This is a genomic window from Candidatus Caldatribacterium saccharofermentans (assembly GCF_050267035.1).
GTDB lineage: Bacteria > Atribacterota > Atribacteria > Atribacterales > Caldatribacteriaceae > Caldatribacterium > Caldatribacterium saccharofermentans.
The window spans coordinates 2,121,658-2,133,624 of sequence record NZ_CP187957.1 but is presented as its reverse complement, the minus strand read 5'-3'; the positions used below and the strand labels follow the sequence as shown (position 1 = coordinate 2,133,624).

Sequence of the window (11,967 nt, the reverse complement as noted above, 5' to 3'; positions counted from 1 at the left end):
CTCTGCCTAATATACCATACCTGTCAAGGGGCGCTTGCCTTCCTGGGGAAGACTTTTGGGATGGGAAGCCACCCAGTGGTAGTAGAGGCTCGCGGGAAGGAAATAGTGGAGGTACCGCCAGTTTCGGAGGAGCCGCCGGGCAATACGGGGCAAGGAGTAGAATTCCCGAAAGACAAAATTGTACCCTTCCTGAAGCTCCTGTGGGGTCATCTTCGCCGGTTGATACACCACGTGGGCGAAGTCGTACTTTGACCAGTCAAAAGAGAAAATGCGCCCCTGAGCGCGCAGCTGGTGAAAAACCTCTGTCCCGGGAAGAGGAGTAAGAATCGAAAACTGGGCAAAGTCGATTTTTGTGTCCTCAATGAACCGGAGTGTTCGACGAAAAACACCAGAGTCATCCTCATCGAATCCAAAGACGAAAGAACCTATCACCATGATGCCGTGTTGGTGGAAGCGGTCGATGAGCTTTCGATATTGGTCAACTCGGTGAAAAGATTTGTGCATCTCCCGGAGATTTTCCTCGTTCACCGACTCAAATCCCACAAAAAGGGCGATGCACCCGCTCTGGGCAGCAAGGCGCAGAAGTTCTTCGTCTTCTGCCATACGGAGTGTCCCCTGGCTCACCCATTTTCTCTTGAGGGGGATGAGTGCTCGAAAAAGCTCCCGGGAATAGGCAGGATTCCCCACAATGTTGTCGTCTAAAAACCCAATCATTCGGGAGGAGTACTGCTGGATCTCTTCAATAACTTCCTCCACCGGACGGTGACGGTATTTTCTTCCCATGAAGGCTGAAACAGAGCAGAAACCACAGGCATGAGGACATCCCCGGGTGGTCTGAAAGACGTGCTTCAGGAGATACCTCCCCTGCAGAAGGTCGAGCCTCGAGTGAGGAAGACCAGCAAGAGACGGGAAATTCTCCCTCTTGTAAAATGGTTGCAATGTCCCCCGTTCATAGTCCTCGAGAAGTTTTTCCCAGAGACCCTCTGCCTCCCCAATCACCACGCTATCTGCGTGTTCTTTTGCCTCCTCAGGAAGCGCCGTGGGATGGATACCTCCGAGGACAACTTTCACTCCTCTTTTTCTGAACTCATCGGCGATCTGATAGGCTCGAGCTGCCGTGGCACTCATGACGGTGATACCTACAAGGTCATACGATCCGTCAAAATCCACATCCTCAACTCGCTCATCCACAATGCGAACTTCGTGACGCGAAGGGGTCAGGGCAGCAAGGAGGGGAAGGCTGGCCTGAGGAAAAGGAACATACCATGCCTTCTTCCGACGTGGCGCATTTGGATCCGGAGCAACAAGGAGAATCCGCAAGCAATCAACCCTCTTTCTCTCTAATCTTTTCTGCATTATACATCACTCTCCAGGGATTGAGAATTGTGCTACAATGGAAGCGTGAAGGGGAGCATAGGAGTCCTCGGTGTTGTCGCGTGTTTCATAGCAATGGCCTTATCTCCCCTGGGGGCTCAAGAGAGGGTTCTTGGAGGGAGACTTGTGGGTGTTATTACTCCGGTTCTTGAAGATTTTGTCGAGCGTGTTCTTGACCGTGCCCTCTCTGAAAAGGCACAGGCAGTGCTCTTCCTCCTCGACACTCCTGGAGGTCTCGAAGAGTCCATGCGGAACATCGTGCGGAAAATCCTCCAGTCCTCAGTACCCGTTGTGGTGTACGTCCATCCCCAGGGGGCACGGGCTGCCTCTGCAGGGAGTTTCATCGTCCTTGCTGCCCATCGCGCTTTCATGAGCCCAAACACCACCATCGGAGCGGCTCATCCGGTGACCATTGAGGGGGAGAAGGTGAGTGAGAAAATCGTCAACGATATGGCCTCTTTTGCCCGATCCCTGGCTGAGAGCCGAAACCGGAATCCTGAAATTGCAGAGAAAATGGTCCGGGAAAGCCTCTCGCTCACGGAGCGAGAGGCATACGCTCAGCAGGTTATCGATGGGGTCTTTATGTCCGTTGAGGAGGTTCTTGAGGCTCTCCATATGAGGGGGATCCCTGTCTTCTGGGTGGAGATGTCGGGAAAGGAAAAGTTCCTCCAGTTTCTTGTCAACCCAAATCTGGCGTATATCTTTCTGGTGCTGGGAATCCTCGGGCTTATTTTTGAGCTCTCCAACCCTGGTGCCGTTGTCCCTGGAGTCTTTGGAAGCATTCTCCTTTTGCTCTCGCTGTATGCATTTTCCCTTCTGCCCACCAACTGGAGTGGCATCATCCTCCTGCTCCTCGGCTTTCTCTTCTTCGCTCTGGACCTTTTCGTCACCCCGGGCATCGGTGTCCTCACCGCAGGAGGGATAGTCTCCCTGCTCCTTGGTTCGCTCATGGTTTTCAGTCCTCAGGGAGGCATCCGCATTCCCCTTGGGCTCATCTTCGCCGTTACTGGGAGCGTGGCTGTATTCTTTGTCTTTGCCCTTTTCATGGCCTTGCGCGCCCACAGGCAGAGAGTGACAACGGGCGTGGAATCCATTATTGGGAAGATGGGTGTGGCCCGGGAAGACCTTGCCCCTGAGGGGTTCATCGTAGTCGATGGAGAGCTGTGGTGGGCGAGAGCCAAAACCCCGGTTCGAAAGGGGGAGAGAGTAGTTATTCTGGGAAAAGAGGGAGCAATGCTCCTTGTAGAGAAAAGGGAGGGATAGGCATGGTGGTACTGGGCACTATCATCGTGATTGCGCTCATTTTCTTCCTTGCGTCCATCCGGGTAGTTCGGGAATACGAACGCGGGATTATCTTTCGTCTGGGGCGTCTTGTGGGAGCAAAGGGTCCAGGGCTCTTTTTCATCATCCCCTTCATCGACCAGCTGGTGAAGGTGGACCTCCGGGTGGTCACCATGGACGTTCCCAAACAAGAACTTATCACCCGGGACAACGTCCCAGTTACGGTGGATGCAGTGGTGTACTTTCGCGTCATGAACCCTGAAGACGCGGTGACCAAGGTGGAGAACTACATTACAGCAACATCGCTGATTTCCCAGACCACCCTCCGCAGCGTTGTCGGACAGTCAGAGCTTGATGAGCTTCTCATCCATCGCGACAAAATCAACGAGTCCCTGCAGCGAATCATTGACGAAAAAACTGACCCCTGGGGTATCAAGGTTTCGGCGGTAGAGATCAAAGAAGTGACCCTTCCTGAAGAGCTCAAAAGGGCCATGGCCCGGCAGGCAGAAACCGAGCGGGAACGCAGAGCCAAAATCATTAATGCCGAGGGCGAGTTCCAGGCAGCTGAAAAACTCTCCCAGGCTGCCCGTATCATTGCAGAAAACCCCATTGCTTTGCAGCTCCGGTACCTTCAGACCCTGAGTGATATCTCTGCAGAGAATGCCACAACCATTGTTTTCCCGCTTCCCATCGAGCTTCTTGAGGTCTTCAAGAAAAGAACATAGGCTGTCCTAAGGCTCAATCCTCTTCCAGGAGGCCTGGATTTCACCAAAGTAGATGGTATGGTAATCCCCCTGAGGATAGTAGGTCTCCTGAATAAGGGGTGTGAGCGTTGAAGGTTCAACCTGTGTCTTCTCGACAACAGTACACTGAACAGTGGCAACGCACTCAGCAACGGAAGGAACAGGAAACCCTCCAAGGTAAATGGGGGTCAGTGCACAGTGGGTGAACTTGTTCATCGACCGTCCTGAGTATCTCCCACACTCCTCAACGGCTTTCTGGAGCTGTACAGGGGGAACATTGATGGTGAAAAGAGGAATCTCCTCAAGAAGGACATGGGTGAATCGGGAAGGGCGAACCAGAATGCAGGCGACTGGCCGTCCCCAAACTATCCCAAAGGACACCCACCCGATGGTCATAACGTTCGTTGCTGTGTGTTCCTTCCCCTGGGTCACAAGGAGCAATCCCCCTGTGGTTCCAAGGGCCTGGAATGCCAGAGAACACAGTTCCTCCCAGGAACATCTGTCAAAACGCACAGATCTCACCCCCATTGTAAAGTGCTATGCGAGTACTCCGCCTCTTTGATCCCTGGCAGGGAGAGCTTTGCACCTGCCCTCCAAAGTATACTTTGAACCCCTACACCGGATGTGCCCATCAGTGCCTCTACTGTTACATTTCCTCCTTTATCCCCCGAGCCTTTGAGGTCCGAGAAAAACCTCCCTTCCTCCACCTTTTGGAAAGGGACCTGAGAGAATGCGAAAAAACCCTCTACCTCTCCCTTGCAAACTCTTCCGATCCCTACCCCCCGGTAGAGGCAGAGCGGGAACTCACAAGGGCAATCCTCAAGCTCTGCCAGAGGGAAGGTATGCCCGTACTGATTCTGACTAAATCCCCCTTGGTAGTGCGGGACATTGATCTTCTGCAGGCGATGCAAGCAGCAGTGAGCATCACCATCACGACCCTGGACAGCCAAAAGGCCCGGCTTCTTGAGCCCGGTGCTCCTCCTCCACAGGACCGTGTCCGCGCTCTTCAGGCCCTGACGGAAGCCGGTATCCCCACCATCCTTCGCCTGGATCCCATTATTCCCGGCATCAACGACACTCAGGAAGAATGGCATACCATGCTTGCGCGGCTTGCTCCGTACATCAGGCAGGTTGTTGCTTCCACCCTGAAACTCCGGTGGGATACAGGGGAAAGGATCGCTACCTCCTTTCCAGAAATACGCCACTTTCTGTCTCTCTTCTCCGAGAGAAAGGGACGGAGTCTGTACCTTGAGCGAAAGGTGCGGCGCGCTCTTTTGGAAAAGCTCCGGGAAATCGTCCACGCTCATAACCTCCCCTTCTCCACCTGCCGGGAGGGTTTCCCCGAATTCAACGACCTCACCTGTGATGGAAGTGCTCTACTCAGTCGATGAGGTGTTCAATGTTGAAGGAGGCAATGTCTTCTTTCGTGTAAAAGCTCTCGAAATTCTCCTCTGCCGTCCCCACAATGGCCACGGTGAGTTCTTTCATGAGGTCAAGGTCCCTGGGTTTCTCAAGGGGCTGGCCATTCGGGTCACGGATGACCCGAACTACAGGGCGAATTGGGAGACCCTCGTTCAGACGGACCACCACGGCAATCTCCCCGGTTGTGAGACGAACGGTTTCCCCTACAGGATAGGGGGCGATGTGGCGCACCATGGTGGTGACCACCTGGAGGTCAAAGAGTCGCGAGGCATTCCCCATGAGGTACTCCAGGGCCTCTGCATAGGAGAATCGCTTCCGGTATGGTCGATCCACTGTCAGGGCATCGTACACATCGGCACAGGCACAGATACGGGAGAGGAAGTGGATCTCTTCTCCTGAGAGTCCGTAGGGGTATCCGCTACCGTCAAGGCGCTCGTGGTGCTGCAGGGCGATAACTGAAGCGAGAAAGTCGTAATCCGGGTTTCTCTGGATCATCTCCTTACTCCAGATGGGATGCATACGAACGAGATTCCGTTCATCCTCGGTGAGGTTTCGTTCTTTCACCAGAAGATCTTCGGGGAGACGAATTTTCCCAAGGTCATGGAGAAGAGCACCGAGTCCGAGTTTTCGAAGCTGCAGACGGGAGAGGTTCAAGCATTTCCCCACAAGGAGGCTCAGAACGGCCACGTTCACCGAGTGATGGAAGATGAGGTCATTGCGACTCTGCATCTGGATGAGATAGAAAACAGTGGTGGAGTTGGTAAGAATTTCATCAAGAACCTCCTCAAGCACCTGAAGAACCTCATGGTATGAAACTCCTCCACCACGTCTGAGGCGCCTCACGGTATCATGGAGTATTCTCTGTACTCGTTTCCTGGTCTCAACACGCAGCGGCTCGCTCGCCGCAATATCTTCAAAAAGCTCGTGTTCCACAAAAATCGACTGGAAACCGAGTTCCCGAAGTTTCTGAATATAGGCTTCAGTGAGCACTACACCTCTGTTAAGGAGAACAGAGCCGTCTTCCCGGAGCACTGGGTACGCAACCTTCATTCCAGGTTTCAGCTCACTCACCGGAACCCGAATCATGGCCCGTACCACCGCCGAAGAAAACGAAAGACTTCTTCTGGGGCACCTCCCAGGTGACTTCTGCCGTCCCCACAATGGCCACGGTGAGTTCTTTCATGAGGTCAAGGTCCCTGGGTTTCTCAAGGGGCTGGCCATTCGGGTCACGGATGACCCGAACTACAGGGCGAATTGGGAGACCCTCGTTCAGACGGACCACCACGGCAATCTCCCCGGTTGTGAGACGAACGGTTTCCCCTACAGGATAGGGGGCGATGTGGCGCACCATGGTGGTGACCACCTGGAGGTCAAAGAGTCGCGAGGCATTCCCCATGAGGTACTCCAGGGCCTCTGCATAGGAGAATCGCTTCCGGTATGGTCGATCCACTGTCAGGGCATCGTACACATCGGCACAGGCACAGATACGGGAGAGGAAGTGGATCTCTTCTCCTGAGAGTCCGTAGGGGTATCCGCTACCGTCAAGGCGCTCGTGGTGCTGCAGGGCGATATGGATGCTCTCTCCTTCCTCTGACACCCACTCAGACATAAGCTCCGCAGACCAGCACGAGTGTTTCCTGATGATATGCCACTCTTCCTCAGAGAGACTCCCTGGTTTATTCAGGACTTCAAGAGGCACGCGAATCTTCCCAAGATCATGCATGAGGCTCCCCAGGGCAAGCACCCGGAGCTGCTGGCGGGAGAGCCGCAGGAATTTCCCGATGAACACACTTAAAGCGGCTACATTCACGGAATGGGAGAACACTGCATCATCGTGCTGCCGTAGCTGAATCAGGCTCACCACCGATTTTTTGGTACTCAGCACTTCATCAATGATCTCATCAACAAGCCTCTTGAGGGGCTCCACCGCGGCCTCTTTCCCCCGAACAATCTGGTAGAAAGATTCGTTGAGGGTGACAAGAGCCTGGCGGCGGATATCATGAGAGAGAATCTCCTCAAGATCAACATCGGCGAAACCCGGATCCCGGACGTAGATGTACTCAAACCCCAGTTCTCGGATCTTCCGGATAAGGCGGTCGTTCAGACGAACTCCTTCTTTCAGAAGGACCACTCCATCGTCTCGAACAAGGGGATAACCAACGATCATGCCCGGCCTTAGGTGGCTTGTGGCAATACGAATCATTGTCTTCTCCCGTTGCCTTCTGATGTGTTTTTGTCTATTATACTGTCAAAAGGAGCGTGGCAAAAGGGACCTTGGTGAACTGGAGAGAGCATCTTGAAGCAGTAAATATCCCACTCTATATCCTCCCTGCAAGGCTTTCGGGATGGTACGAAGAAGGAGCATGGGTTGCCTCCCCACCTTGCGATATTGTGGAACTTGCAAGAAAAGTCCGGGGGAAATCTCCCTTTGTACTCCAGTGGGAAGTATATGCTCCTTCTTCGTCCTTGCCCCTGAGCGAGGGGGAGATGGAGAACATTCTCTGTTCTCTTGAGAGAATGATTGACGAATTCCTGTATTCTCTCTCTTTCTACGAGAAGATCGCGAGGAATTACCGTTTTATGTTCTCCCTTTGCCTTGTGGCCTACGTCATTGGACTCTTCAGCGTGAACACCTGGTGGTTTATCTGGTTCCGCCAGCCTTACCTTGCACTCACGGGTATCGATAACTGGGCAAGGCGAAGGCGTTTCCTTCGCCTTGCCCAGTGTCGGCTTCAGACAATCACCCAGGGTCAGGACCCCGAGCGGCACAAAGCGCTCTCTGAGGTGCTGGACTTTTTCCTTACCCTCTCCCCTGGGGATCCCGCATACCTTGAAAAAATCCTAAGCTTCCTGAGAGCAAAGGAAAAGACAGGTTTCGTCTTTGGAGAAATTCGCAAGGCGTACGAGAACCTCAAAAGACGCGAGAAGGACAAGAGCTATCTCCTCAAGCGCATCCCGCACACCCCCTGGACCAAGGTGAAGCGCTTCTTCCTCGGAGACCTCCTTCTCATCCCTGAGGTCTTCACACCTTTCCTCTGCGTTCCCGTGCGGGACCTCTCTTTCACCCTGGAAGCAGTGGAGGAACGTTATGCCCAAAATCGAGCTCTACAAGCTCTTCAATAAAGGTGGTTACACGCTCTTTTCCCCAAGACACCCCTTCTTTGCGGAAGAGCGATTTGCCCAGTACCTCCGGGCTTTTCGGGGCGAAAAGACAGAAATCATCCTCCATGTCGAGGATAAAGAAAAAGAAAGCTTCCTGATGCGCCTGCCTTCAGAGTTTTTGGCTGTTGAGGAAATCTCGAACGGGTACGCCGTTACTCCCCGGAAGTCCGCCAAGGAAGTGCGGGAGTACCTAAAAAACGTGTTCTTCGACACCCTCCGGAAAGACGATGCCCTCCTTCTTGAAACACAGAAACACCGGGACCTTTTCTACCATTATGGTCGTTTCCGCTTCCGGGGCTTTTACAGCATTCTCCACCGCCTCTTCCCCATCCTCTTCATCATGCATGGCATTCCGGGGTTCCAGCCGATGGCCTGGGACATGATTATCGGAGACCCGTACTTTGAAGACCGGAACTTCCTCGAGATTTCCCGACACTATCAGCAGGTGTCCTGGGGTCTAGAAAGCGCCTTTGAAGATATGGTGCTTCGCGTTGTCGAAAACCATGCGCTTCGCCTGCTCAATGATGTGGTACGGCAGGACAGAAACGGCGAGGGTTTTGTGCAGGCCTTTCGCCTTGCTGCACGGCTTGGTCTTGGATTCCTTAAGGACTTCTTCTGGCCAGCAACTCAGGCGACGGAAAAGAGCGAATGGACGAAGTTCCTCCGCCCTCCCGTACCCCTTGCTCCATGGAGCGATTCGCAATGATACCGGTTCTTGCTGACGTTACCTCCTTGGGAGCTCATCTTGAACTCCTCGAGAGAGATTACGAAGACTTCCTGGAAGCAATGGAAACCCTCGCCCTTGAACACCTGAGCAAAAGCCCTGTTCCAGGGCGTTTCCTCTTCCTTCCTGACGCAACGGGGAATACATTCCGCACCGCTGGGGGAAGGAAAATTCCTGTTCTCGAAATCGGAAATCCCGAAGCACGGAGGAACACCCTGGTCTTTGAAGCCACATGTCACGGGGGAGAAAAGGTCCATTCCCTGACCCTATTCCTTGCCTTTCTTGCCCTCTGTCAGGGAGGGAGCGAGTGGGAAACTCTCCTGGGAGAAGCGTACTGCGTCTTTCTGCCTGTCATGGACCCGGATGGGTGGCACAAAGAAACCCGGGCGTACGTGGATCGCAGCGGTGAGGAAGTTCGTACTCCTGTGGTGGTCAGTGTGAACCATATCCGGAACTTCTTCGGCTGGGAAGATGCCAATGCGGCTTTTGGAAGAAAAACGGTGACAACCCGTGGCCGGCGTATCCAGGCACTCCAGCGGTATCTCCTCTCCCAGCCGGGAAACATCCGGGTGTATTCCAGCCTCCATGAAACCGTAACCTTGGAGAGCGAATATGTATACAAGAATGCCGGTATCATGATCTTCCTCCATGAGCGTCTGTCTCCCGAAGAGTACGAGCGTGTAGCCCGTCTCCGGTACCATCTCACCTTCTGTGAGAAGGTGGAATACTTTCTGAGGAGTCGCTTTCCCTTCTTTCCTCCAAAATACCGAGGTGAGGTGTTGATGCGCTATCCTTCGGTGCAAAAGACGCTAGCCATACGGAATTTCATCCGGAAGTGCGGGTTGCCTATTTTCCAGGACGCCTTTGAAGCTGCTTTTCGGGAAATTCCTTTCTTCATGGAACGGGATCTCCCCGTTTTTGAGGGCATCTATCTCATTGGGCCCATTTTCCAAAAAGCAGGAATTGCCCTTGCACCGGACTTCTACCAGTACCACACCGGATGCATAGGACGAACCATTGAGACCTTTGCTCAGCGTAAAGAACTGAGAATCCTCCAGGGCCTTGCTTTTGTTGAGGGAACGCTGCGAGTCGAAGTGAAAGGAGAACGTTTCTGAAATGCATCTGGAACGAGCCTTTCTTGTTGAGATCCCCCATCCCCTCAATCCCGAAGAGAAAATCGTTGTGGGTTCAAAGAGTTCTCTGAGAAAGCGTTACCAGAGGCTTTCAGCTTTTTGGAGAGGCCCCGCAAAGCCCTTTCTCCTCTACTGCGTGGATAGTGCTAGTCCTGATGGATCAACAAAGGAGCGAGTCCTTGAATACGAACAACGGCTTTTTGCCCAGTGGCGGAGAGAGTACGAGAGCGCTCTGGGGAGGGATGTGCTTACTCTGGTGCTCTGTATTCTCCTCTCCTACGCCATATGGAACATCGGCTTTATATTCCAGGCAGTGGATGCACTCTTCATGCTGGCTGGGGATTACCTGAATCCGTACGCCCGGGTTGTTCTCATTATCGCCCCCCTCCTCTACGGGGTGTACCATAAACTCCTTGTGGGAGATACCATCTTTGCCAAAAGAAAGGCTTTTGCCTTCCTCGAGCTCCTACCGCATCTTGGGACCCCTCAGAAGGCGGAGCTTGAGAAAGACCTCAAGAGATTCATCGCCCGGGTGGAGGGTCCCCAAAAGTCAGCCCTCCTTGCCCTGCTTCGTGCCCTTGAGAACAATGACTACGAGACGGCAAAACGCACGCTTTCTGCCCTGGGTACCTATTCCCTCCCCCTTAAGGAAGCCCAGCAAATTGCTTCTCTCTGCAGGGAGCTCGAACTCCTCCTCGAGGGACAATTCTCCCGCCGGGTATGTCAGATTCGGCGAAATGAAGCCCTTGAAGAGTTCTTCTCCTCTTCCCTGTACTGGGACTTTGCCTCGCAACTGCAGCGCCTTGTTCAGGAACTCCCCTCGTCCTCTGTTGCCCTTTTCGAAACGCTCCAGGATCTTGAGCAAACCCTGTGTTCCAGGATAGGGGGAAGGGTGGAGGAAGAAGTACTCGAAGCCCTTCTGGAGTATTACCGGGAAATTCGTCATGCCCTGGCTTCCAGAACGCGAAGAACTTCAAAGCTTTTCGAATCCCCCAGAGAGTACCGTCTTTTCCCAACACCCGTCCAGACTGTGCTTGTGAGCTTTTTGCTCATCGGCGTGAGTCTCCTTCTCTTCAGCGTCCATCTTGTGGACCGAGAAGACTTCCTTATCGTGCGAAGCCTGAAAATTGGATGGCAGGAATTCCTGGGTGAACGGCTTGACATCGTCGAACGGGGTGTGCCCCTGGGGTCGAAAAAACTCCTCCTTACCACTCCGAGACCATTTGCCTTCGCGCACCGGGGAACACGCCGCCCCCAATCCGTCGACGCGCTGTTGCTTTTGCGAGAGGTCGAGCCCACTCTGCAGGGAGGCGTACTGGGAACACTCCGGTACCTTTGGGAAAAAAGCATGGCATTCTTCAAGGAAGGATATGGGAATGACTTTGTGGTACTCCGCTTTTCCTTCAAATTCCAGATTACTGACCCCGAAAGGTGGAAACAGTATGACTTTGACGGGAGGGGAAAGGAGCGGCTCTCACGGGACTTAGAGAGCTTCCTTCTGGCTTACGCCGATAGGGTACGGGAGAAGTACCGCCAGGCTTTCTTCGAGGAAGAATACGAGACAGCACGGGCAAAGCTTGTGGAGATTTCCCGAAGCCGAACCTTCCGGGAATGGATCCGCCGTTTCCTCTACCCTTCGCCCCTTGATACGTACCGGGTAGGGTCGGTATACGACATGTACCTCCTTGGTCTTGAATGGTTGCGGCGCCACCCGCACATGGAGAATAACCCAGAATGGCAGGCTTTTGTTGAGCATGAAATGGCGCTCATCCGCGAGAAGATGCAGAGTGAGCACGACGACCTCATCGCCAACCCCCTCCGCGTCCGAGACCTTGTGCGCAACCCGAACGTTTTTGAGCTTGCGGATTACCCCGGTCTCTACCAGACGCTCCTTGTGATGGCCATCAACGAAATTGCCATGGGCAAGCTTCTGGAAGACCTCAAGGATGAGACTTACCGAAAGGGCTTCGAAGGAGAAGCCCTGCAGTATCTCAAAAACGGGAATCGACTTTTCCAGAGTATCGGCGTTGACCTCCTTGAAGTTCGAACATCCCTTGAGCGGGTATCGTACCTGTACTACCTGCGATACCTCCAGAAACGCCAGAATCTCCTGTAAGGTGGGGGAATG

General features: G+C 53.6%; 11 protein-coding genes. 7 read left to right on the top strand and 4 right to left on the bottom strand.

Features of this window, described 5'->3' with window-relative positions:
- Nucleotides 1-6: 6 nt before the first annotated feature.
- On the bottom strand, nucleotides 7-1,356 hold the full coding sequence (locus ACPT9Q_RS10910; protein WP_427365864.1) for a B12-binding domain-containing radical SAM protein: 1,350 nt from the start codon (nucleotides 1,354-1,356) through the stop codon (nucleotides 7-9).
- Between the two features lie 45 nt (nucleotides 1,357-1,401).
- On the opposite strand from ACPT9Q_RS10910, the gene ACPT9Q_RS10905 reads away from it, so the two are divergent.
- Both ACPT9Q_RS10905 and ACPT9Q_RS10900 read left to right on the top strand, forming a co-directional pair.
- A complete protein-coding gene (locus tag ACPT9Q_RS10905; protein ID WP_017872601.1) occupies nucleotides 1,402-2,637 on the top strand; it encodes an NfeD family protein in 1,236 nt (411 codons plus the stop codon).
- A gap of 2 nt (nucleotides 2,638-2,639) precedes the next feature.
- Nucleotides 2,640-3,380, top strand: a complete 741-nt coding sequence (locus ACPT9Q_RS10900) for an SPFH domain-containing protein (protein ID WP_017872602.1) — start codon at nucleotides 2,640-2,642, stop codon at nucleotides 3,378-3,380.
- A 6-nt stretch (nucleotides 3,381-3,386) separates the two neighbouring features.
- Here ACPT9Q_RS10900 and ACPT9Q_RS10895 read toward each other — a convergent pair whose 3' ends face one another.
- On the bottom strand, nucleotides 3,387-3,911 hold the full coding sequence (locus ACPT9Q_RS10895; RefSeq protein ID WP_427365863.1) for a flavin reductase family protein: 525 nt from the start codon (nucleotides 3,909-3,911) through the stop codon (nucleotides 3,387-3,389).
- Nucleotides 3,912-3,937: 26 nt separating this feature from the next.
- On the opposite strand from ACPT9Q_RS10895, the gene ACPT9Q_RS10890 reads away from it, so the two are divergent.
- On the top strand, nucleotides 3,938-4,789 hold the full coding sequence (locus ACPT9Q_RS10890; RefSeq protein ID WP_427365862.1) for a radical SAM protein: 852 nt from the start codon (nucleotides 3,938-3,940) through the stop codon (nucleotides 4,787-4,789).
- Here ACPT9Q_RS10890 and ACPT9Q_RS10885 read toward each other — a convergent pair.
- Both ACPT9Q_RS10885 and ACPT9Q_RS10880 read right to left on the bottom strand, forming a co-directional pair.
- Nucleotides 4,779-5,870: an HD-GYP domain-containing protein gene (locus tag ACPT9Q_RS10885; RefSeq protein WP_427365861.1), complete on the bottom strand. Its 1,092-nt coding sequence runs from the start codon at nucleotides 5,868-5,870 to the stop codon at nucleotides 4,779-4,781. The two genes, ACPT9Q_RS10890 and ACPT9Q_RS10885, sit on opposite strands and share 11 nt — an antisense overlap.
- Before the next feature lie 13 nt (nucleotides 5,871-5,883).
- A complete protein-coding gene (locus tag ACPT9Q_RS10880) occupies nucleotides 5,884-7,023 on the bottom strand; it encodes an HD domain-containing phosphohydrolase (protein ID WP_017872758.1) in 1,140 nt (379 codons plus the stop codon).
- A 74-nt stretch (nucleotides 7,024-7,097) separates the two neighbouring features.
- Between ACPT9Q_RS10880 and ACPT9Q_RS10875 the strand changes: the two genes are divergently transcribed.
- From ACPT9Q_RS10875 to ACPT9Q_RS10860, 4 genes are read left to right on the top strand one after another with little or no spacing between them, the layout of a single operon-like run.
- Entirely contained in the window at nucleotides 7,098-7,943 is an 846-nt protein-coding gene (locus ACPT9Q_RS10875; RefSeq protein WP_427365860.1) for a hypothetical protein, read from the top strand.
- Nucleotides 7,909-8,688, top strand: a complete 780-nt coding sequence (locus ACPT9Q_RS10870; RefSeq protein WP_017872756.1) for a hypothetical protein — start codon at nucleotides 7,909-7,911, stop codon at nucleotides 8,686-8,688. The genes ACPT9Q_RS10875 and ACPT9Q_RS10870 overlap by 35 nt, the downstream gene beginning before the upstream one ends.
- Nucleotides 8,685-9,821, top strand: coding sequence for a M14 family zinc carboxypeptidase (locus ACPT9Q_RS10865; RefSeq protein ID WP_017872755.1), 1,137 nt, complete (start codon nucleotides 8,685-8,687; stop codon nucleotides 9,819-9,821). Before ACPT9Q_RS10870 ends, ACPT9Q_RS10865 begins: the two co-directional genes overlap by 4 nt.
- Before the next feature lies 1 nt (nucleotide 9,822).
- Nucleotides 9,823-11,955, top strand: a complete 2,133-nt coding sequence (locus ACPT9Q_RS10860; protein ID WP_017872754.1) for a hypothetical protein — start codon at nucleotides 9,823-9,825, stop codon at nucleotides 11,953-11,955.
- The last annotated feature ends 12 nt before the right edge of the window (nucleotides 11,956-11,967 follow it).

Bases quoted from the DNA above. Each gene is read 5' to 3' on its own strand.
- ACPT9Q_RS10865 (WP_017872755.1), top strand. From the start codon at position 8,685: ATGATACCGGTTCTTGCTGACGTTACCTCCTTGGGAGCTCATCTTGAA.
- ACPT9Q_RS10885 (WP_427365861.1), bottom strand. From the start codon at position 5,870: ATGAAGGTTGCGTACCCAGTGCTCCGGGAAGACGGCTCTGTTCTCCTT.
- ACPT9Q_RS10860 (WP_017872754.1), top strand. From the start codon at position 9,823: ATGCATCTGGAACGAGCCTTTCTTGTTGAGATCCCCCATCCCCTCAAT.
- ACPT9Q_RS10880 (WP_017872758.1), bottom strand. From the start codon at position 7,023: ATGATTCGTATTGCCACAAGCCACCTAAGGCCGGGCATGATCGTTGGT.
- ACPT9Q_RS10870 (WP_017872756.1), top strand. From the start codon at position 7,909: ATGCCCAAAATCGAGCTCTACAAGCTCTTCAATAAAGGTGGTTACACG.
- ACPT9Q_RS10890 (WP_427365862.1), top strand. From the start codon at position 3,938: ATGCGAGTACTCCGCCTCTTTGATCCCTGGCAGGGAGAGCTTTGCACC.
- ACPT9Q_RS10900 (WP_017872602.1), top strand. From the start codon at position 2,640: ATGGTGGTACTGGGCACTATCATCGTGATTGCGCTCATTTTCTTCCTT.
- ACPT9Q_RS10910 (WP_427365864.1), bottom strand. From the start codon at position 1,356: ATGCAGAAAAGATTAGAGAGAAAGAGGGTTGATTGCTTGCGGATTCTC.